Origin of the sequence: Kitasatospora sp. NPDC086801 (assembly GCF_044745805.1) — a bacterium.
GTDB lineage: Bacteria > Actinomycetota > Actinomycetes > Streptomycetales > Streptomycetaceae > Kitasatospora.
The window spans coordinates 1-19,902 of record NZ_JBIVAX010000012.1; the positions used below are offsets into that span (position 1 = coordinate 1).

Genomic DNA, 19,902 nt, shown 5'->3' on the forward strand with positions numbered 1-19,902 from the left:
TTGAGCCTTGCGGACAGGCCGTGACGCGGGGTGGTGTCATCGAGCCGGATGGTGCCGAGCGCACCCTTGATGTCGCCGACGTGGGCGTCGTCCAGCACGGCGGTGCGGGTGGTGGTGGCGTTGGTGGTGGCGTTGGTGGTGGGGACCTTCGGGTCCAGCGTCACGTTGGTCATGGCAGGGCCTCCCTGCCCCCTTCCTCGAGGGGGCGACAGGGGGCACGCAGCAGCGATCCTCCCTGCGAGCGCGCAGCGTCGAACCGCACGGCGGCGCTGAGCGGCGGCGGCCGTGAGGGCATGACGAAGCATCAGGCGGCGTGCGTCAGGGCGCGGTTGAGCGCATGGCGTACCGCCGGGTGAACGCGCAGGAAAGGTTGTTACCGCGTGCCAGAGGTGATCGAGAGCATGCGGGGGTAGGGGCGACTATGGCCCGGACTATCGCAGTCCATGTCTCTCGCCTCCTCCCGGTCGGGGGTGCACCGTCTGTGCACCGCATCGCGACACGGCAAGGAGCGGACCGGCCCCACGGGACCGGCACACCCCAACTCGTCAGAGCTTTGGCACTCCACGGCGTGTCCAGCCAGGTCGGCCGGAAGCCACTTGGGGTCAACCCTTAACTCGGGAAGACCTGTCCTGAACCTGGGCGTCTCTCGACGTCGTCGGGTCAGTGGCCTGTGTCCGTGAAGACGCCTCACCGAACGAGGTGCCTTTCAAATCTCGTCCAGCATAGACCCTCCCCATCACCCGGATAGCGGCGCTTCGACCGAACTTCGACAGCTTTGTAGAAGCTTGACCAAACCCGGCCCTCGACGTGCACCCCCATCCGGCATATATAGTTCACCGACATATGCAGCTCAACAGCTCACGAGGGGGAAGTGTGTCCCACAGCGATCCGACCCGGCCCGCACCCGTCCTGCACCTGGCCAACGTCACCCGCGTGCACGGGCGGGGCGCGGCCGAGGTGCACGCCCTGCGCGGCGTCGAACTCGCCGTCCACCCAGGCGAGTTCGTCGCCGTCATGGGACCGTCCGGCTCCGGGAAGTCCACCCTGCTGACCCTGGCCGGCGGACTCGACGCGCCCAGCGAGGGCGAGGTCCTGGTCGAGGGCGTGGCCCTCGGCGGCCTCAGCCGCGGCCGGCTCGCCGACCTCCGGCGGCGCTCCATCGGGTACGTCTTCCAGGACTACAACCTGATCCCCGCCCTCACCGCCGCCGAGAACATCGCCCTGCCCCGCGAACTCGACGGAGTCTCCGGACGCGCCGCCCGCCGGGAGGCGGTGGCCGCGCTGGAGGAACTCGGCATCGGAGAACTCGCCGACCGCTTCCCCGACGACATGTCCGGCGGCCAGCAGCAGCGCGTGGCCATCGCCCGCGCGCTGATCGGCGAGCGCCGGCTCGTGCTCGCCGACGAACCGACCGGCGCCCTCGACTCCGCCACCGGTGAGGCCGTGCTCGCCGTGCTGCGCGCCCGCTGCGACGCCGGGGCCGCCGCGATGATGGTCACCCACGAGGCGGCGCACGCCAGTTGGGCGGACCGGGTGGTCCACCTGAAGGACGGCGAGGTCGCCTCCGAGAGCCACGGGCGCCGCACCGGCAAGCGCCGACTGGGCGGCGACCCGCTCAGCGCTCCGGCCGGGGGCCCCGGCCACGCGGCCGACGGGGCCGGGCACCCGGCCGGCGGCTTCGGCGAGGTGGCCCGATGAGACTCGGTGTCTGGAAGGTCGCCCTGCGCATCGCCCGCCGCGACGCGCTGCGCGCCAAGGGCCGCAGCGCCCTGATCGCCGCCATGATCGCGCTGCCCGTCCTCGGCGTCACCGGCGCCGACATCGTCCACCGCAGCGGACAGCTCACCCCGGCCGAACGCGTCGAACGGGTGATGGGCGGGGCGGACGCCCTGGTCACCGTGCTCTCCCCCGGCCGGACCGTCGAGCAGGCGCCGGTCGCCGAGGACGGCTCCTTCGTGGTCGAGACCCGCTCCGGGCAGCCGCCCACGGCCGAGCAGCAGAAAGCGGCCGGGACCGACCCGGTCGCCCTGGTCACCGGCCTGCTGCCGCCCGGCAGTGTGCTCACCGCCGCCCGGCCGGGCCCGGAGACCGGCGCGACCTCCCCCGAGGGCCTGGTCCGCGCCCTCACCACCGAGGCCGACCTCACCGACCCGATCTGGCACGGCCGGCTCAACCTGGTCGACGGCCACGCCCCGGGCGGCCCGCGCGAACTGGCCGCCACCCGGGCCTTCCTGGACAACGCCGGGCTCTCCGTCGGCGGCACCACCACCCTCCCGGGCCTGGAGCGGACGACCTTCACCATCACCGGCGTCGTCGAGCACCCGGACGACCTCCGCCGGGTCGAACTCGTCGCCCAACCGGGCACGTTGCTGAGCCAGCTCGCCGCCGCCACGCCGCCCGGCAGCCCGGCCGCGGAACCGCCCGGGCCCGAACGCGGCGCCTGGCTGGTCCGGCTCCCCGCCGGGGCCGCCCTCGACTGGGCCAAGGTCCAGGAGTTCAACGCCCACGGCTACACCCTCACCGCCCGCTCGGTCGCGCTCGCCCCGCCGCCGCGCGCCGCCGTCCCCTACTACCGGGACGCCTACCGCTCGTTCGGCCCCTCCGCCGACAACAACACCAAGGTCGTGGTGGCCACCGTCACCGGCATGGGCCTGCTGGAGGTCGCCCTGCTCGCCGGGCCCGCCTTCGCGGTCGGCGCCCGCCGCTCCCGCCGCCAGCTCGCGCTGCTCGGCGCCGCCGGCGGCCGGCGGACGCACGTCGGCGCGGTGGTGCTCGGCGGCGGACTCGTCCTCGGCACGGCCGGGGCACTGGTCGGCGTGGTCCTCGGCGGCGGGCTCGTCGCCGGGCTGCGCCCGTGGATCGAACGGGCCGGCGGCGCCCGCTTCGGGCACTTCGCCCTGCCGGCCCCGGACCTGCTCGCAATCGGCGGGATCGGCCTGCTCACCGCACTCCTCGCGGCCGCGCTGCCCGCCCGGCAGGCCGCCCGCCGCAGCGTCACCGCCGGGCTCACCGGCCGGGACACCACCCAGGCCCCGAACCGCTGGGTCACCGTGCTCGGTGTGCTGCTGCTCGCCGCCGGCGCCGCCCTGGCCCTGTACGGCGCGGGCGCGGTGCAGCGCGGCCTGCCCGTCGTCAGCACCTTCGACACCCGCACGCTCACCGTGCTCGGCGGCTCCGTCATCGCCGAACTCGGCCTGCTCGCCTGCACTCCCGCACTCGTCGCCCTGCTCGGCCGGATCGCCGGGCGGCTGCCGCTCGGGCCCCGGCTCGCCCTGCGCGACTCCGCCCGGCACCGCTCGCGCACCGCACCGGCCGTCGCCGCCGTGATGGCCGCCGTGGCCGGGGCCGTCGCCATCGGCGTCTACAGCACCAGCACCGACGCCGAGAACCGCCGCGACTACCGGCCGCAGGCCCCGTACGGCGCCGTGCAGCTCCTCTCCGCCGCCGACGGACCGCGACTCGACGGCCTGCGCTCCGAGGTGGGCAAGCAGCTGACCGACCTGGGGCCGCGCACCGACCTCGGCGAAGCGGTGTACCAGTTCTGCGCCAACTGCTCCAGCACCGTCCAGCTCAAGGGCACGGTGAACTGGCGCACCGCGTCCGGCCCGCCGCGCCTGGCCGCCGGGGACGCCGCCATGCTCCGCACCCAGTTCGGCATCCACGACCCGGCCGCCGAACAGGCCCTGGCCGCCGGGAAGATCCTGGTCTTCGACCGCGCCTTCCTCGCCGGCGACGGCCGGACGGTGCTCCAACTGCGCGGCGGCTCGGGCGCGCCGCTCCAGCCCGGCGAAATCCCCAAGCCCGACCTGCAGGAAGTCCCGGCCGACGCCGTCCTGGTCGAGAACGCGACCGCCGCCCGCTTCGCCCAGGGCCTGATCCTGCCCGCGGCGCTGCCGAGGCTCGGTCCCGGGCTCACCGCGAAGCCCACCGGCTCGATCTGGGTGCCCGCCACCCCGCCCGACCGCAAGGCCCAGCAGCGCGCCGAGGCCGCCGTCGTCCGGCTCGACCGGGCCGCCCAGCTGGAGGTCGAGCGCGGCTTCCAGCCGCGCGGCGACGCCCTCACCCTGGCCCTCAGCGGCTTCGCCGGACTGGTCGTCCTCGGCGCCGCCGGCATCGCCACCGGCCTGGCCGCCGCCGACTCCCGCCAGGACCAGGCCACCCTGGCCGCCGTCGGCGCACCCCCGCGGATCCGCCGCACCATGGCGGGCCTGCAGTGCGCGCTGATCGCCCTGCTCGGAGCGCTGCTGGGGGCGATCAACGGCTTCGTCCCCGCGGTGGGGCTGCTGAAGTCCCGGGCGAGCGGGTTCGGCAGCCAGCCTGCCCTGATCACCGCCCCCTGGGGCCAGCTGCTGCTGGTCGTCCTGGTGCTCCCGGTGCTGGCGGGGCTGTTCGCCGCCCTGCTCACCCGCTCCCGGATCCCGATGGGGCGGCGGCTGTCCTGACACCCGGCGCACACCGACGCCCGCCCCCTACTCCGGAGGGCGGGCGTCGGCGTGCGCGGGCCGCCCCACGCACGGGAGCGCCGTACCATGGGCAGGTTCTAGCGGCGCGATGGGCGCCGGCGGTCGGCGAGGGAGAGAACGGGCGGTGCTGCGCGGGTTCGGCGACCTGGAGGCCGAGATCATGGACCGGCTGTGGTCCTGGGGCCGGCCCGCCACCGTGCGCGAGGTGGTGGACGACCTCCAGCGGCAGCGGCCGGTCGCGTACACCACCGTCACCACGGTGGCCGACATCCTGCACACCAAGGGCTGGCTGCACCGGGACAAGGTGGGCCGGGCCTGGGCCTACGAGCCGACCTGCTCCCGGGAGGCGTACACCGCGCAGCTGATGCACCAGGCGCTGGAGACCACGCCGGACCGGGCGGGTGCACTGCTGCACTTCGTCGACGGGATCAGCGGCGACGAGGCGTCCGCGCTGCTGGCGGCGCTGGAGCAGGTGAAGGCCCGGGACGCCGAGTGACCCTCGCGCTGCTCGGCCTCCACCTGGCCGTGACCGGGGTCCTGCTGCCCCGCCGACTGGCCGGCTCGACCCGGTTGCAGGCGCGTCCGGCGGCGGGCGCCGCGCTCTGGCTGGCGCTGATGGCCTCCTTCCTGGTCGCGCTGCTGCTGGCGGCGCACCACGCGGTGGAGCCGTTCGCCCACGATCCGGCCGGGCTGGTCGGACTGTTCCCGCACCCGGAGCCGGCCGGGCCGGTCGCCCCGCACACACACGACTGGTGGCTGCTGGCCACCGCCGGGACGGCGATCGCCACGGTGGTGGCGGCCGTCGGCGCCCGGGCCGGGCGGGCACGACGACGGCACCGGGCGATGCTGGACGTGGTCGCCGTCCGGGACCGGCGCTGGGGTGCGCTGATCCTGGAGCACGCCCACCCGACCGTCTACTGCCTGCCCGGCCGCAGCTCCCGGGTGGTCCTGTCGCGCGGGGCGCTGCGGCTGCTGGACGAACGGCAGTTGGCCGCGGCGGTGGCGCACGAGCACGGACACCTCCGCGGCCGCCACCACCTGTTCCGGCTGCCGGCGGACACCTTCGCCCTGCTGTTCGGTCCGCTGCCGCTGGCCCGGCACGGGCGGGCGGAGGTGGGGCTGCTGCTGGAGATGGCGGCCGACGACGCCGCGCTGGCGCGGGTGTCGCGCAGCGAACTGGCCTCCGCGCTCTGCGCCCTGGCGACCTCCGGGGCCCCGACGGGCGCCCCGACCAGCGCCGCGCCGGGCGGGTCGCTCGCGGTGGCCGCCACCGGGGTGCTGGCCCGGGTCCGCCGGCTGGCCCGCCCGGGGAGCGGTCGGCGGAGGCGCCGACTGGCCTCCAGGCTCGGCGTGTCGGTGCTCCCGCTCCTGCCGTACCTGCTGGCCTGCGCGCCGCACCCGTAGGGCGCCCGTCGATCCCGCACGCCCCCTCTTCCCGCCGCGTGATCACGACCCCGGACGGACCTGGGCGGTGCCGCAGGTACGCCTCGGCGGTCGCGCGCAGGCGCTCGTGCAGGCCCTCGTGCAGGCCCTCGTGGGCGGCGGGGCCCCGGGCGACGGCGGCGACAGCAGCCCCGGCACCGACACGTGGTCGAGCAGGACCCTCCAGCCGGACAGGAAGCCGGACCCCCGAGAGAGCACTGCCCCGGGGGACGCCGTCTCCCGGGGCAGTGCGCGGTGACGCGCCGAGGCCTACGGCCGGACGGCACCCACGTACGGCATGGCGCTGATCGGGAGGACCTCGACGTTCTTGCCGGTGCGCGGGGCGTGGATCATCTTGCCGTCGCCGATGTAGATGCCCACGTGGTGGATGTCGCCGTAGAAGAAGACCAGGTCGCCGGGCTGGAGGTCGGCGCGCTGGACGCGGGCGCCGCTGTTCCACTGGTCCTGGGACATCCGGGGCAGCTTGACGTTGGCCGCGCGGTAGGCGCCGCCGGTGAGGCCGGAGCAGTCGAAGCTGTTGGGACCGGTCATGCCCCAGCCGTAGGGCTTGCCGAGCTGGGCGTAGGCGAACTGGAGGATGGCGGCGGCGCGACCGCTGGCGGGCGGCGCCGGGGTGTTCATGTTCTGGCGCTCGGCGGAGCGGGAGGCCCGGTCGGCGGCGGCCGCCTGCTGGGCCTCGGCCTTGGCCTTCTCGGCGTTCTGCTGGGCGTTGATCTTGGCGCGGTCCTCGGCGCTCAGCTTGTTGAGCATGCCCTGGGCCTGGGCGAGCTTGGCCTGGATCTGCTTCTTCTTCTCCCCCAGCTCGGTGCCGACGGAGTCGAGCTGGGCCAGGGTGGCGGTGGCCTCGGCGCGGTCCTGGTCGAGCTTGCGCTGCTCGTTCTGGGCCTGCTTGAGCAGGGATATCTGGGAGTCGGCGAGGTGGTTCTGCACCGAGGCGCGTTCCAGGTAGGCGGCCGGGTCGGAGTCGAGCATCAGCTGGAAGGAGGGGTCGATGCCGTTGGTGCGGTACTGGTCGGCGGCCACCGCGCCGAGCTGGGAGCGCAGTTCGTTCATCGCCTCCTGCCCGCGAGCGACCTTCTCCTGGATCTTGCCGGCGTCGCCCTGGAGCTTCTGCTGCTTCTCCTGGAAGCCGTTGAACTGCTCGACGGCCTGCTCGGCCTCCTCGTTGAGCTTGTCCACCTGCTCCTTGACCGAGGCCAGGCTGGGGGCGGGCTCGGCGTGGGCGGTGCCGGAGGCGAGGACGGCGCCGCCGGCCATGGCCGTGGTGAGGACCGCCATGCGGGCCCGGCTCGGGGGGCTGGGCTTGCGACGCTTTCCCATGGCGGGGGGCTCTCCTTCGGGGGACGGCAGGGGACGGCGAAGGCGGGCGGGCACCTACGGGGGTTCGGTCCCCACCCACCTTCTTCGAAGTAACTTAATAGATGAGTGGAGGGGTTCCGCAATCCCCCTGTTCCGGGCCGTTCCGGGCGACCGATCGTGCTCCCCGACACGGCCGTTGACCTCGGGTGCCACCGCCCACGGCGCTCCTCGCCGCCCGGAGTGCTGAGAACGTGCCAAATCGAGGGAAAGGTCACACGCGCCGCCCCTCCTGCGGGCTTGCGAACGAGCGCTAACCTGCGGTCATGAACGTCCCGCCCGAAGGGCTCCCCCTCGCCGCCGAATTCCCGGCCGCACACCGCGAGCAGTGGCAGCAGCTCGTCGAGGGCGTGCTGCGCAAGTCCGGCGCGCAGCCCGCGGACGGCGCCGCCGCCGAGCGGGCGCTCACCACCGAACTCCCGGACGGGCTGCGCGCCCGCCCGCTGTACACCGCCGAGGACACCCCGGCCGAAGCCGGCTACCCCGGCTTCCCCCCGTTCGTGCGCGGCGGCCGGCCGCAGGGCGCGGCCGTCGCCGGATGGGACATCCGCCAGCGGCACGCCGACCCGGACCGCCGGCGCGCCAACGAGGCGGTGCTGGCCGACCTGGAGAACGGCGTCGGCTCGCTCTGGCTGGAACTGGGCAGCGCGGGCCTCCCCGTCACGGCCCTGCCCGAGGCGCTGACCGGCGTGTACCTCGACCTGGCCGCCGTGGCACTCGACGCCGGGCCCGAATTCACCGCCGCCGCCGAGCAGTTGTTCGCCCTGTACGAGGAGCGCGAGGTCTCCCCCGGCGCCGCCGCCGGCAACCTCGGCGCCGACCCGCTGGGCCTCCAGGCCCGCACCGGCGAGGCCGGGCGCACCGCCGCGCTGCTCGCCGAGGCCACCGCGTTGGCCGCCCGCTGCGCCGCCGAGTACCCCGGCGTCCGGGCGCTGACCGTGGACGCCCTGCCCTACCACGAGGCGGGCGCCTCGCCCGCCCAGGAGCTGGGCTGCTCGCTCGCCACCGGCGTCGCCTACCTGCGGGCGCTCACCGCCGCCGGGCTGTCGGTGGACGCCGCGCTCGGCCAGCTGGAGTTCCGCTACGCGGCCGACGCCGACCAGTTCCTCACCATCGCCAAGTTCCGTGCCGCGCGCCGCCTCTGGTCCCGCGTCGCCGAGGTGTCGGGGGCCTCCGCGGCCGCTTCGGCACAGCGCCAGCACGCCGTCACCTCCCGGGTGATGATGACCGCCCGCGACCCGTGGGTGAACATGCTGCGCACCACCGTCGCCTGCCTCGCCGCCGGCGTGGGCGGCGCCGACGCCGTCACCGTGCTGCCCTTCGACAGCGCCCTCGGCCTGCCGGACGCCTTCGCCCGCCGGATCGCCCGCAACACCCAGTCCATCCTGCTGGAGGAGTCCCACCTGGCCCGGGTGATCGACCCGGCCGGCGGCTCCTGGTACGTCGAGCAGCTGGGCGAGGAGCTGGCCGCGGCCGCCTGGGCCTGGTTCCAGGAGATCGAGCGGGCCGGCGGCCAGCAGGCGGCACTCACCGACGGGACGGTCCACGAGCGGATCGCCGCGACCTGGGCGGAGCGCTCCGTCAAGCTCGCCAAGCGGCGCGAACCCGTCACCGGCGTCAGCGAGTTCCCGCACCTGGACGAGCAGCCGCTGGTCCGCGAACCGGCCCCGGCCGCGCCGGGCGGCGGGCTGCCGCAGGTGCGCCGCGCCGAGGCCTACGAGGCGCTGCGCGACCGCTCGGACGCGGTGCTCGCGGCCACCGGCGCCCGGCCGAAGCTGTTCCTGGCCTCGATCGGCACCGCCTCCGCGCACACCGCGCGCACCACCTTCGCCGCCAACCTGTTCCAGGCCGGCGGCATCGCGACGACCTCGCTGGAGTCCGTCGACCCGGCCGCCTTCGCCGAGGCCTTCACCGCCTCCGGCGCCACCGCCGCCTGCCTGTGCTCCGGAGACGCGCAGTACGGCGAGCACGCCGAGGCCGTCGCCGGCGCGCTGAGGGCGGCCGGAGCCCAACGGGTGCTGCTGGCCGGTCGGCTCGGCGAAACCCCGGCAGGAGTAGACGAGTTCATCCACGCGGGCGGGGACGCCATCGCCGTCCTCACCTCCCTGCTCGACCAGATCGGAGTGGCACGATGATCCCCGACTTCACCGGAATCGGGCTGAACGGGGATCCCTCCGGGGACGTCACCGACGGCCAGTGGCGGGCCGCCTGGCGGCAGTCCACCGGCAAGGACGTCGACGAGCTGGTCTGGGACACCCCCGAGGGCATCGGCGTCAAGCCGCTGTACACCACGGCGGACCTGGCCGGCCTGGACTTCCTGGAGACCTACCCGGGCATCGCCCCGTACCTGCGCGGGCCGTACCCGACCATGTACGTCAACCAGCCGTGGACCGTCCGCCAGTACGCGGGCTTCTCCACCGCCGAGGAGTCCAACGCCTTCTACCGCCGCAACCTGGCGGCCGGCCAGAAGGGCCTCTCGGTCGCCTTCGACCTGCCGACCCACCGCGGCTACGACAGCGACCACCCGCGCGTCACCGGCGACGTCGGCATGGCGGGCGTGGCGATCGACTCGATCTACGACATGCGCCAACTCTTCGACGGCATCCCGCTGGACAAGATGTCGGTGTCGATGACCATGAACGGCGCCGTCCTGCCCGTCCTGGCCCTGTACATCGTGGCCGCCGAGGAGCAGGGGGTGGCACCCGAGAAGCTGGCGGGGACCATCCAGAACGACATCCTCAAGGAGTTCATGGTCCGCAACACCTACATCTACCCGCCGCAGCCGTCGATGCGGATCATCTCGGACATCTTCGCGTACACCTCGCAGAAGATGCCCCGGTACAACTCCATCTCCATCTCCGGCTACCACATCCAGGAGGCCGGGGCCACCGCCGACCTGGAGCTGGCCTACACCCTGGCCGACGGGGTGGAGTACCTGCGCGCGGGCCTGGACGTGGGCCTGGACGTGGACGCCTTCGCGCCGCGGCTGTCGTTCTTCTGGGCGATCGGCATGAACTTCTTCATGGAGGTCGCCAAGCTGCGCGCGGCCCGGCTGCTGTGGGCGAAGCTGGTCAAGCAGTTCGACCCGAAGAACGCCAAGTCGCTGTCGCTGCGCACCCATTCGCAGACCTCCGGCTGGTCGCTCACCGCCCAGGACGTGTTCAACAACGTGACCCGCACCTGCGTGGAGGCGATGGCCGCCACCCAGGGCCACACCCAGTCGCTGCACACCAACGCGCTCGACGAGGCGCTGGCCCTGCCCACCGACTTCTCCGCCCGGATCGCCCGCAACACCCAGCTGCTGCTCCAGCAGGAGTCCGGCACCTGCCGGGTCATCGACCCGTGGGGCGGCTCCGCCTACGTCGAGAAGCTCACCCACGACCTGGCGCGCCGCGCCTGGCAGCACATCCAGGAGGTCGAGGCGGCCGGCGGCATGGCCAAGGCCATCGACGCGGGCATCCCGAAGATGCGCGTCGAGGAGGCCGCCGCCCGCACCCAGGCCCGGATCGACTCCGGCCGCCAGCCGGTCATCGGCGTCAACAAGTACCGGGTGGACAGCGACGAGCAGATCGACGTGCTCAAGGTCGACAACTCCTCGGTGCGCGCCCGCCAGCTCGAGAAGCTGCGCCGGCTGCGCGAGGAGCGCGACGAGGCGGCGTGCCAGGACGCGCTGAACGCGCTCACCCGGGCCGCCGAGGCCGGCCCGCAGCGCGGCGGCTCGCTCGATGGCAACCTGCTGCACCTGGCCGTCAACGCGGCCCGGGCGAAGGCCACCGTCGGCGAGATCTCGGACGCCCTGGAGAAGGTGTACGGCCGGCACAGCGGCCAGATCCGTACCATCTCCGGTGTGTACCGAGACGAAGCGGGCCCCTCGGCCTCCCTCCAGCGCACCCGCGACCTGGTCGAGCGGTTCGAGCGGGCCGAAGGCCGGCGCCCGCGCATCCTGGTCGCCAAGATGGGCCAGGACGGCCACGACCGCGGCCAGAAGGTGATCGCCACCGCCTTCGCCGACCTCGGCTTCACCGTGGACGTCGGCCCGCTCTTCCAGACCCCCGACGAGGTCGCCCGCCAGGCCGTCGAGGCGGACGTGCACATCGTCGGCGTCTCCTCGCTCGCCGCCGGACACCTCACCCTGGTCCCCGCGCTGCGCACCGCGCTCGCCGAGGCCGGCCGGGAGGACATCACCATCGTGGTCGGCGGGGTGATCCCCCCGCAGGACTTCGACGCGCTGTACGAGGCGGGAGCGGCGGCGGTCTTCCCACCGGGGACCGTGATCCCGGACGCCGCCTACGACCTGCTCACCTCGCTGGCGGCCGACCTCGGCCACGAGCTGTGAGATTTTGATCGCATGCCTCCACGGACGATCGACCTCGACAGCTACGTGACGGGTGTCCTCGACGGCTCTCGCGCCTGGATCGCGCGCGCCGTCACCCTCGTCGAGTCCACCCGGCCCGACCACCGCGCGCTCGCGCAGCAGTTGCTCCAACGGCTGCTGCCGCACGCGGGCGGGGCCGTCCGGGTGGGCATCACGGGCGTGCCCGGTGTCGGCAAGTCGACCTTCATCGACTCCTTCGGCACCATGCTGACGGGGCTCGGCCACCGGGTCGCGGTGCTCGCCGTCGACCCGACGTCGAGTCGCACCGGCGGCTCCATCCTCGGCGACAAGACCCGGATGGAACGCCTCGCCGTCGACCCGCACGCCTTCGTCCGCCCCTCGCCCACCTCCGGGACGCTGGGCGGCGTCGCCAAGGCCACCAGGGAGTCCATGGTGGTGATGGAGGCCGCCGGCTACGACGTGGTCCTGATCGAGACGGTGGGAGTCGGCCAGTCCGAGACCGCCGTCGCCGGGATGGTCGACACCTTCCTGCTGCTCAGCCTCGCCCGCACCGGCGACCAGTTGCAGGGCATCAAGAAGGGCGTCCTGGAGCTGGCCGACGTCATCGCCGTCAACAAGGCCGACGGCCCGCACGAACCCGACGCCCGCGCCGCCGCCCGCGAACTCGCCGGCGCCCTCCGCCTGTTGCAGGCCCCCGACGCGGCGTGGACACCGCCGGTGCTGACCTGCAGCGGCCGGGACGGCGCCGGACTCGACGTGCTGTGGGAGCGGCTGCAGCAACACCGCAAGGTACTGGACGCCACCGGCGCGCTGGCCGCGAAGCGGCGCGACCAGCAGGTCGAGTGGACGTGGGCCATGGTCCACGACCAGCTCTACGCGCGGCTGCACGACCACCCCGAAGTGCGGCGGCTGTCGGTCGAGTTGGAGGCCCAGGTCCGCGCCGGCACCATGCCGGCGGGGCTGGCCGCGCAGCAGATTCTTGAGAGCTTCTTCGGCTTCTTCGGCGCGCCCTGACGGGAGGCGCCCCCTGATGGCGCCTCCTGACGGCGCTTCCCGAGTAGCTCCGGGGTGGAACAGGTGCGAGGGCCGTGCTGGTGTGCACGGCCCTCGCACCGGGTGTGGGGCGCCCCGTTCCCGCCCTCGTCGTCCGGATCTGCACGTGGTGGTGAGCTGTGCGGTGTGCTCTGTCACCTGTACGCGATGCTGAGCTGCGTTGTTCGGTGAGGAATCGAACCCCTGCGTTGCTCTTCACGCGCCAAGGGCCGGATGAACCGCCGGCCCGCGGTGTGTGCACGCCTCCGTGGCGACTACCTGCTTCCCACACCCGGCTTGCGGGGTCAGTCCTCGATCAGGTCGATCTCCCAGTTGGTGCGCTGGATCAGGGTGTCCACCTCGCGGATCTCCTTCGCCAGGGCGTCCGCCTGGGCTCGGAGCTCGGCGACCGGCAGGGCCGAGAGGATCCGCAGTTCGGACCGCAACTGCCGTACGGCTCCGTGCTGGTCGCGCCCGGAGGCGGCGTCGGCGGCCGCGGTGATCACCGAGTGGCGCAGCCGCAGGACGTCCCGGCGGGCGAGGGCGTCGGTCAGCGTGCCGCCGCCCTCGATGAGCGCGGTGGAGTTGGTCCGGTTGATCTGGCGGATCAGCCGCTCCAGCTCGTCCAGCACCTCTCCGGCCTGGGCCAGGACCTCCGCCGCGTGCTCGGCCGGTTCCTCGCCCTCCTGGTAGCGAGCACTGCCGACGACGCGCGCCCGCAACTGCTCCACCCGCCGCACCGCAGCCGCGCGCTGCGCGAGCGCTTCAGCCAGTTTCACCGCGTCATCACCTCTACGTCCCACTGATCGTCCGGCAAGTATGCACGTCGGTGCCTGACGGCGCGGTCCCCGGGGTGGGGCCCGCCGGAATGACCGGGCGGGCGCCACTACGCCACCTCTCGCAGCGCGTGAAGGTCCAGCGCCGTGCCCCACCCATACGTGGGGCACGGCACTTCGGCGGCTTCCAGGTACTCGAACCAGACCACCTTGCCCACCCCCGCCGGGTGCCACCCCGAGGCGTGCGCCAGCACCTCCACGAGCAGGAGGCCACGCCCTCTGGTCGAGCCGACGTCGAGCTCGCGCCTCGGGAGTTCCGGGCACCGATCGGCGACCTCCACCCGCACCCGCCCGGCACACCACCGGACGGTCACGACACAGCGCTCCTAGGTGTGCACGAGCGCATTGGCGATCACCTCGCTGGCGCACAGCTCCACCTCCCCGAGCGCATCAACCGAGAGCGGCACACCCCACTCCAGCGGAACCGGGAATCGAGCGGTGTTGAGCGGACTGACGATCACTGGGAATCCATTCGGTCACATATCGACAATTCGGCAGCCATGTCAGATGGTTCGGGTCCGCACCCATCGCCCGAATGGCTGACGTCAAGTCAACGCGGGTACAGAGGAAGGGAGAACGGGCGAAGCTGGTCCAGGCGTTGAACCGGTTGAACAGAGGACGGGATCGCGATGACCCACCGACCGCGCACACCCAACACCGCTCTCGCGACACTCATGCAGCAGGCGGGGTGGGGCAACGGCCAGCTCGCCCGAGCCGTGAATCGCGTCGGAGGCGAGGCGGGGCACCAGCTGACCTATGACAAGTCGGCGATCTCGCACTGGCTCTCGGGCACTCAACCCCGGGCAGACGTACAGGAAGTTGTCCGCGAGACGCTCTCACGTCGGCTCGGACGACCGGTGACACCCGAGGAGACGGGCTTCGGGCGCGGTGCCGAGCAGGCGGGCAGCCAGGGGGTCCTGTCCGATCTGATGTCGATCGGCAAAGCCGACATGGACCCCTCGCGCCGTGGTGTACTCGCCTCCGGGCTCTACTCGCTCGCTCTGACGCTGCCGGTCTTCGACGAGACCGCTGACCGGATGAGCCATGCCGCGGCGGGCCGTACCGTACGGGTCGGCCAGGGCGAGGTCGAGACCGTTCAGAGAATGACGGACCGGATCGCCGATATCCTCGACGAGCTCGGCGCCGCCCACGCCCGCCCGATGGCGGCGGCCTTCCTGGTCAACTCGGTCGGTCCCTGGCTCCAGGCATCCGGCACCACGGAAGTGAAGGCCGGCCTGCTGTCGGCCGCCGCCGATCTCAGCTACCTCACCGGGTGGATGGCGATGTACGAGACTGCCCACGGTCTCGGCCAGAAGTACTACGTCCAGGCCCTCAAGCTCGCACGCGAAGCCCAGGACCACGTGACCTACTGCCGCACCCTACGGGGTATGGCGCTCCAGGCGTCCAATCTCGGATACGGCCCGAAGGCGCTGGAACTCGCCGACTCGGCCGCCGAAGCGGCTCCGGCCTCCGGCCCGCGACTGCGAGCCTTCCTCGCCGGCCAACAGGCGCACGGCGCCGCCATGGTGAAGGACAAGCGGCAGGCATTCGCGCGCCTTGCCGAGACCGAAACCGCGCTGACCCAGGCTGAGGGCCGCAACGACTCCGTCGGTGGCTACGACCAGGCCGCCTATCACTTCCACGTCTCGCACGTGCTGTACGAACTCGGCGACCTCCCAGGGGCGATCAAGGAACTTCAACTCTCCAACCGAGCCCGCCCCGCCAACGAAAAACAGGGCCGCGTACACGGCAACGGCCTGCTGGCCCGCCGCCAGATGGAACTCGGGCACGTCGAGGCCGCCTGCGCCACCTGGAACACGTTCCTGGACGACTACGTCACGATCAGCTCTGTCCGTGGCGACGAGCACTTCCAGGCTCTGGGCAAGAGCCTCCCGGCACGAGCCACCAGCCGTACGGTCCGCCAGCTCCACCAGCGCACCCGCGAGGTCGCCGGCCAGAAGGCCTCGTGACCCATGGGATTCGGTCTGGTCGTACGCTTCATCACCCGCGATGCCACAGCAGCCCGCGCCTTCGACCAGCTGACAGCTGCGGCCCTCGAAGAGATCCGCGCAAAAGAACCCGGCACGCTCCTCTACGCCATTCACACCGTGCCGGGCGAGCCACACGTCCGGGTCTTCTATGAGTTGTACGCGGACCGTGCAGCCTTCGAGGAGCACGAACGGCAACCTCACGTCCGCCGGTTCCTGGCCGAACGCGCGCAGCACCTCGAATCGTTCGAGGTGACGTTCCTGGATGAGACATCCGGCAAGGGCGCGTACACCGTGAAGGCCGACCGGAGCGGTCTGCGAATCGGAGCCACCGGGCACCGGGGGCTGGCGGCCGGGGTGGAGGAGCAGGTTCGACGGCTGCTCGAAGACGCTCTCGCGGGAGAGGACCCGACTGGGCTCACGATCGTGTCCTGCATCGCGGACGGGCCGGACGCGTGGATCGCGGAGATCGCGCTCGAACGGGGGGCGCGGCTGGAGGTCGTCATTCCCGCGGATCAGTACCGGGACGGGCTACCAGATTGGCATCACCCCGTCTACGACCGGCTGTTGAGCAGTGCCAACGCCGTTCACCGAACAGGCCGGGTGGAGTCCGACGAAGCCGCGCACATGACGGGGAGCGAGGTCCTGGTGGCCCAGGTCGACAAGCTCCTCGCCGTCTGGGACGGCCTGCCGGCCCGCGGCTACGGCGGGACGGCGGACGTGGTCGCCTACGCCCGCCAGCGCGGCGTGCCGGTTGAGGTGCTGTGGCCTCAGGGAGCTCGCCGGTGAATGCGGAATGAGGCCTGCCAGTCAGGCAGGTCGCGCCGCCGCGACCGCGTCGGTGTAGAGCTCGGCGGTCAAGTCGACTTCTCTGATGCCGAGTTCGGCCAGCACCGCACGGACGAGGGCGAGGGCCGGCGCGAGGTCGGCCTCCGTGGCGGCCGTCGTCTCGACCTCGATGAACGTGGCGTCGTCCAACTCGGGAACGCGAACGAACGTGGCGAGCAGGCGCCTTCCGTCGCGCTGGAAGCCGTAGTTGCGGCACCGCTTCTCGAACGCGATGCGAGGGGTGAAGCCCAGGCCCCGCATGATCTCGTGCGCGGCATCGGCGTCCTCGACCATCGTCTCGGACTCCGGCTTCGACCCGGACGCCTCGTCCACCCGAGACCCCTTGTACGTGAGCACCGTACGCATGTCGTCCGGGCTGTGCACGGTACGGATCCGCAACTCGCGATCGGTGCCCATCAGGCTGCCGTCCGGCGCGTCGTAGTACGTGTCGCGGTAGACCTCGGCGCGGCCGGCACCGTGCCGGGCCTCCAGTTGCTTGAGCACGCCTTCCGGGTCGCGCACGACCGCCTTGAGCTCCGCTTCGATCGCCATCCTCGCCCCTCCGTCAGATCACGCGCTCGGCGCCGTCCACCATCACATCGAACTTCCGCTTTGAGACCGACACCTGCGAGGTGCCGCCTTCAAGACGCGATCCACGACCCGCGTCAGCTCGACTTCTCGCCGAGGGCAGCACGGAGCCAGTCGAGGGAGTCGGTTGCCAGGACGGCGTCGGCGAGTGCGTTGGCGGTCTTCGTGGTGAGACGGCCACGGCTGTTGTCGATCCAGCGCTGAGCGTTCGCATAGCCCTGCGCCTTGTACTCGACGCCCTGGATCAGGCACTCCAGCTTGTCGGCATCCCGCGCACAGACCGCCTCCGGAGAGTCCTTCGCTTCGTACTCCGCGACGAGATCCCGGATGGTGGAGGCGAGGATCTCCGGCATGCCGCCGACCTGGTCGGCCGTCACCGCCGCCGGATCGGCGCCGGGTGCGTACTTCTTCCCCAGATGGTTGACGTCCCCGGTGCGCGTCTCCTGGGAGTCGTGCCAGACCGCGAGGAAGGCGGCCTGCGCCGGGTCCGCGCCTTCCAGCTTGGCGATGATCGAAGCGATCAACGCGGTTCGCCAGGAGTGTTCGGCGACCGATTCGGGATCGCGGACGCCGGCCATCCACCAGCCCGTGCGCTTGGTCTGCTTGAGCGTCCCGGCTTCGAACAGGAACCTCGCCACCGGTGTCAGGTCGTCTGTCACTGTCTGGCTCCTCTCACGCCTCGACAAGGCGGATCGCGTAGCGGATGCTGTCGAGCTCGCGTCGCCCTCGCCGCGACAGCTCCCGACCATCCAACAGCACCGGGAGCCGTTCGCGCAGGGCGCGGGCCGCAGTTCCGGAGCGCAGCAGATCCGGCCGGATCTGGAGCAGTGACCACACACTGTGGATGTTCAACTCGGCGTACCCGCACTGCGGGCCGAGCCCCTGAACTCGGTAGGTCGCGAACGGCCTTCGGCGCTGCACCGCTGAGCGGCCACATGAGAATCTCCACAAGGTCGCGCCGTATCACCATCGCCCCGAGGGGGCTCCCGACAGCCGACGACTTCTCCTCAACGATGCCGGCGAGCAGAATGTCGGCCTCGAAGGATCGCTCCAGTGTTTGGAGGAGTGCGGGCGCTGTGCCCATCTGCATCAGCCGATGGCGGTAGGTGAGCATCTGCCCGACAGGTACGGCCGTGAGTGGGCGCCGACCACTCTCCCACCCGGCGATCGTGTCGCTTGACACGGCCAGCCGCTCGGCGAACTCGTCCTGGGTGGCACCGTGCTGTTCTCGGATCACCCGAAAGACGTACCCGGAGATGATGCCCACGCGCGGGCGCCGAGGCCTTCCCTGACCGACAGTCAGGGAAGGCTGTGGGCTTGACTGCATGAGAGCCCCCCACCTCGGGAGTCCGTGCCGACGTACGTGTACTCGTGGTCACTTCAGGTTCTGACTCCGGGACCCTACCGTCGTAGGCGTCCCCGACCGAGAGCGGTCGGAGACCCGTCGGTGGGTCTCGCTCCCTGCGACGGCGGTCCCGCTCTCATCAAGGAGCGTACCGGCCCGGGGGCACGCCAGTTGGCAACTGTCACGTCCGTACACCTGGGCAAGCGCTCCACGCGACAACCATCGTGAAGAAAACAGGCAGGAGGCACCCATGGGATGGGGAACCGGCAAGGACGGAAGCTCCGGTGGCGGCAGCGGGGGCAACGACGGCGGGCAGGGCAAGCACGCGAACAAGGACCGGAAGGACTTCGGGAAGGACAAGTCGACCCCGGACACCTCGTCCGGGTCGTCGGCCGGCAAGCACCGCAAGGACGGCGACGGGAAGTGAAGAGCCAGCAGAACGACCTGGAGCAGGCCGCCACGAACGGCCTGCTCCGGGCCGTATCCCGCTCTCTCGGCCACGATGTGTCCGATGAGTGGCGAAGGGCCGCAGAAGCGACCCCGCGCCATCGTTTCCTCCCGGACCGGATCTGGCTTGCCGACGGTGACGGCTACCAGCTCTGCGACCGTGACCGTGAGCCCGACCGCTGGTTCGCCGCCGCCAGTTCGGACATTCCCGTAGTGACACAGGTCAACGACGGAGACGAGCCGACGGATGTAGGCGATGCGTGGCCTTCGTCCTCGGCCTCCGAGCCGTCGGTCGTCTTCCAGATGCTCGAACTCCTGGACATCGCACCGGGGATGCGGGTTCTTGAGATCGGCGCGGGCACCGGGTACAACGCAGCCATGCTCTCCCACCGCCTCGGTGGGGCGAACGTGACGACGATCGAGATCGACGCCGCCGTGGCCCACCGCGCCCGCACCAACCTCGACGCCACCGGCTACGCACCCACCGTCGTCTGCGGCGACGGAAGTCTCGGCTGGAACGCCGCATCGCCGTTCGACCGGATCATGGCCACCTGCTCCGTGAAGCGCGTTCCGGGCGAATGGATCAGCCAGACCAGGCCCGGCGGGCAGATCCTCACCCCTTGGTACGACGAGTGGAGCTGCGGCGGGCTCCTCCGTCTGACCGTCACCGGCGACGGTACCGCCACCGGGCGGTACACCGCCGACAGCGCCTTCATGCTGATGCGCACCCAGCGCCGCGACCTCCGCCTCTTCCGGGACGTCGTCATGGACGAGCACGTGCCGGACGAGTCCACGACCACGCTCGACCCCTGGGCCGTCGCCGACTCGGAGTTCGAGACCCAGTTCGCCCTCGGGCACCGCCTCGGCGACCTCTGGTACGCCTGGCACCACGACCCCGATCTCGATGACGTCGAGACCCGCCTCTGGGTGGCCACGACCGACGGCGGCTCCTGGGCCGCCGTCGACTGGGACGGCACCGAGAACGCCGAGCGGTACACGGTGTGGCAGCACGGCCCGCGCCGCTTGTGGGACGAAGTCGAGACCGCCCACCGCTGGTGGCTGGACAATGGCCGCCCCGGGCCGAGCCGCCTCGGCCTCACCATCGGCCCCGGAGGCCATCAGGCCTGGCTGGACGACCCGACGAATGCGTGGCCCCTGCCGTAGCGGAGTGGATTGCCCGTCTCATTCGGCACGGCCCCGGACCGCCGGTCCGGGGCTGCCTGCCTGGAACCGATCGGAT

General features: G+C 72.2%; 17 protein-coding genes, 2 pseudogenes and 1 riboswitch. Of the genes and pseudogenes, 12 read left to right on the forward strand and 7 right to left on the reverse strand.

The window, feature by feature from the left end; translation table 11 throughout:
* Positions 1 to 529: 529 nt before the first annotated feature.
* Positions 530 to 706, reverse strand: a riboswitch (M-box (ykoK) riboswitch).
* A 167-nt stretch (positions 707 to 873) separates the two neighbouring features.
* From ACIPLC_RS15990 to ACIPLC_RS16005, 4 genes are all read left to right on the forward strand, one after another.
* A complete protein-coding gene (locus ACIPLC_RS15990; protein WP_400473582.1) occupies positions 874 to 1,698 on the forward strand; it encodes an ABC transporter ATP-binding protein in 825 nt (274 codons plus the stop codon).
* Positions 1,695 to 4,442 (forward strand): FtsX-like permease family protein, encoded by a 2,748-nt coding sequence (locus ACIPLC_RS15995; RefSeq protein WP_400473583.1) that lies wholly within the window; start codon positions 1,695 to 1,697, stop codon positions 4,440 to 4,442. Before ACIPLC_RS15990 ends, ACIPLC_RS15995 begins: the two co-directional genes overlap by 4 nt.
* A 148-nt stretch (positions 4,443 to 4,590) precedes the next feature.
* Complete coding sequence (locus ACIPLC_RS16000; RefSeq protein WP_400473720.1) at positions 4,591 to 4,959, forward strand: BlaI/MecI/CopY family transcriptional regulator; 369 nt, start codon at positions 4,591 to 4,593, stop codon at positions 4,957 to 4,959.
* Positions 4,956 to 5,867, forward strand: a complete 912-nt coding sequence (locus ACIPLC_RS16005) for a M56 family metallopeptidase (protein WP_400473584.1) — start codon at positions 4,956 to 4,958, stop codon at positions 5,865 to 5,867. The genes ACIPLC_RS16000 and ACIPLC_RS16005 overlap by 4 nt, the downstream gene beginning before the upstream one ends.
* Positions 5,868 to 6,155: 288 nt before the next feature.
* Here ACIPLC_RS16005 and ACIPLC_RS16010 read toward each other — a convergent pair whose 3' ends face one another.
* Positions 6,156 to 7,226: an NlpC/P60 family protein gene (locus ACIPLC_RS16010; RefSeq protein ID WP_400473585.1), complete on the reverse strand. Its 1,071-nt coding sequence runs from the start codon at positions 7,224 to 7,226 to the stop codon at positions 6,156 to 6,158.
* A gap of 302 nt (positions 7,227 to 7,528) precedes the next feature.
* Here ACIPLC_RS16010 and ACIPLC_RS16015 point away from each other — a divergent pair, with 302 nt between their 5' ends.
* From ACIPLC_RS16015 to meaB, 3 genes are read left to right on the forward strand one after another with little or no spacing between them, the layout of a single operon-like run.
* Positions 7,529 to 9,397 carry a methylmalonyl-CoA mutase family protein gene (locus tag ACIPLC_RS16015; RefSeq protein ID WP_400473586.1) on the forward strand — a complete coding sequence of 623 codons (1,869 nt, stop codon included), beginning with the start codon at positions 7,529 to 7,531 and terminating at the stop codon, positions 9,395 to 9,397.
* Positions 9,394 to 11,598 (forward strand): methylmalonyl-CoA mutase, encoded by a 2,205-nt coding sequence (gene scpA, locus ACIPLC_RS16020; RefSeq protein WP_063346509.1) that lies wholly within the window; start codon positions 9,394 to 9,396, stop codon positions 11,596 to 11,598. Before ACIPLC_RS16015 ends, scpA begins: the two co-directional genes overlap by 4 nt.
* 12 nt (positions 11,599 to 11,610) lie before the next feature.
* Complete coding sequence (meaB, locus tag ACIPLC_RS16025; protein WP_400473587.1) at positions 11,611 to 12,612, forward strand: methylmalonyl Co-A mutase-associated GTPase MeaB; 1,002 nt, start codon at positions 11,611 to 11,613, stop codon at positions 12,610 to 12,612.
* 323 nt (positions 12,613 to 12,935) lie between these two features.
* On the opposite strand, the gene ACIPLC_RS16030 is transcribed toward meaB, so the two are convergent.
* Both ACIPLC_RS16030 and ACIPLC_RS16035 read right to left on the reverse strand, forming a co-directional pair.
* The gene (locus ACIPLC_RS16030; protein WP_400473588.1) at positions 12,936 to 13,409 is read right to left on the reverse strand and encodes a DIP1984 family protein; all 474 of its coding nucleotides are present in this window, start codon (positions 13,407 to 13,409) and stop codon (positions 12,936 to 12,938) included.
* A 383-nt stretch (positions 13,410 to 13,792) separates the two neighbouring features.
* Entirely contained in the window at positions 13,793 to 13,927 is a 135-nt protein-coding gene (locus tag ACIPLC_RS16035; RefSeq protein ID WP_400473589.1) for a hypothetical protein, read from the reverse strand.
* A 168-nt stretch (positions 13,928 to 14,095) separates the two neighbouring features.
* Here ACIPLC_RS16035 and ACIPLC_RS16040 point away from each other — a divergent pair, with 168 nt between their 5' ends.
* From ACIPLC_RS16040 to ACIPLC_RS16050, 3 genes and pseudogenes are all read left to right on the forward strand, one after another.
* On the forward strand, positions 14,096 to 15,436 hold the full coding sequence (locus tag ACIPLC_RS16040; RefSeq protein ID WP_400473590.1) for a hypothetical protein: 1,341 nt from the start codon (positions 14,096 to 14,098) through the stop codon (positions 15,434 to 15,436).
* 3 nt (positions 15,437 to 15,439) lie between these two features.
* Positions 15,440 to 15,664: pseudogene (locus ACIPLC_RS16045) on the forward strand (putative quinol monooxygenase); the annotation flags it as partial.
* 105 nt (positions 15,665 to 15,769) lie between these two features.
* A complete protein-coding gene (locus ACIPLC_RS16050; RefSeq protein ID WP_400473721.1) occupies positions 15,770 to 16,243 on the forward strand; it encodes a hypothetical protein in 474 nt (157 codons plus the stop codon).
* Between the two features lie 21 nt (positions 16,244 to 16,264).
* Here the strand turns inward: ACIPLC_RS16050 and cyaB are convergent, their stop codons facing one another.
* The 4 genes and pseudogenes from cyaB to ACIPLC_RS16070 all read right to left on the reverse strand — a co-directional run.
* Entirely contained in the window at positions 16,265 to 16,834 is a 570-nt protein-coding gene (cyaB, locus tag ACIPLC_RS16055; protein WP_400473591.1) for a class IV adenylate cyclase, read from the reverse strand.
* 113 nt (positions 16,835 to 16,947) lie between these two features.
* Positions 16,948 to 17,529: an HD domain-containing protein gene (locus ACIPLC_RS16060; RefSeq protein ID WP_350887191.1), complete on the reverse strand. Its 582-nt coding sequence runs from the start codon at positions 17,527 to 17,529 to the stop codon at positions 16,948 to 16,950.
* 13 nt (positions 17,530 to 17,542) lie between these two features.
* Entirely contained in the window at positions 17,543 to 17,722 is a 180-nt protein-coding gene (locus tag ACIPLC_RS16065) for a hypothetical protein (RefSeq protein WP_400473725.1), read from the reverse strand.
* Between the two features lie 328 nt (positions 17,723 to 18,050).
* Positions 18,051 to 18,197, reverse strand: a pseudogene (locus tag ACIPLC_RS16070) (transcriptional regulator); the annotation flags it as partial.
* Positions 18,198 to 18,465: 268 nt separating this feature from the next.
* Between ACIPLC_RS16070 and ACIPLC_RS16075 the strand changes: the two are divergent.
* Both ACIPLC_RS16075 and ACIPLC_RS16080 read left to right on the forward strand, forming a co-directional pair.
* On the forward strand, positions 18,466 to 18,642 hold the full coding sequence (locus tag ACIPLC_RS16075) for a hypothetical protein (protein WP_363587065.1): 177 nt from the start codon (positions 18,466 to 18,468) through the stop codon (positions 18,640 to 18,642).
* Positions 18,639 to 19,826 (forward strand): methyltransferase domain-containing protein, encoded by a 1,188-nt coding sequence (locus tag ACIPLC_RS16080; protein WP_400473592.1) that lies wholly within the window; start codon positions 18,639 to 18,641, stop codon positions 19,824 to 19,826. Before ACIPLC_RS16075 ends, ACIPLC_RS16080 begins: the two co-directional genes overlap by 4 nt.
* Positions 19,827 to 19,902: the final 76 nt, after the last annotated feature.

Excerpts from the sequence above, each read along its gene's own strand:
- ACIPLC_RS15995 (WP_400473583.1), top strand. The coding sequence starts at position 1,695 with ATGAGACTCGGTGTCTGGAAGGTCGCCCTGCGCATCGCCCGCCGCGAC.
- ACIPLC_RS16010 (WP_400473585.1), bottom strand. The coding sequence starts at position 7,226 with ATGGGAAAGCGTCGCAAGCCCAGCCCCCCGAGCCGGGCCCGCATGGCG.
- ACIPLC_RS16015 (WP_400473586.1), top strand. The coding sequence starts at position 7,529 with ATGAACGTCCCGCCCGAAGGGCTCCCCCTCGCCGCCGAATTCCCGGCC.
- scpA (WP_063346509.1), top strand. The coding sequence starts at position 9,394 with ATGATCCCCGACTTCACCGGAATCGGGCTGAACGGGGATCCCTCCGGG.
- meaB (WP_400473587.1), top strand. The coding sequence starts at position 11,611 with ATGCCTCCACGGACGATCGACCTCGACAGCTACGTGACGGGTGTCCTC.
- ACIPLC_RS16040 (WP_400473590.1), top strand. The coding sequence starts at position 14,096 with ATGACCCACCGACCGCGCACACCCAACACCGCTCTCGCGACACTCATG.
- cyaB (WP_400473591.1), bottom strand. The coding sequence starts at position 16,834 with ATGGCGATCGAAGCGGAGCTCAAGGCGGTCGTGCGCGACCCGGAAGGC.
- ACIPLC_RS16075 (WP_363587065.1), top strand. The coding sequence starts at position 18,466 with ATGGGATGGGGAACCGGCAAGGACGGAAGCTCCGGTGGCGGCAGCGGG.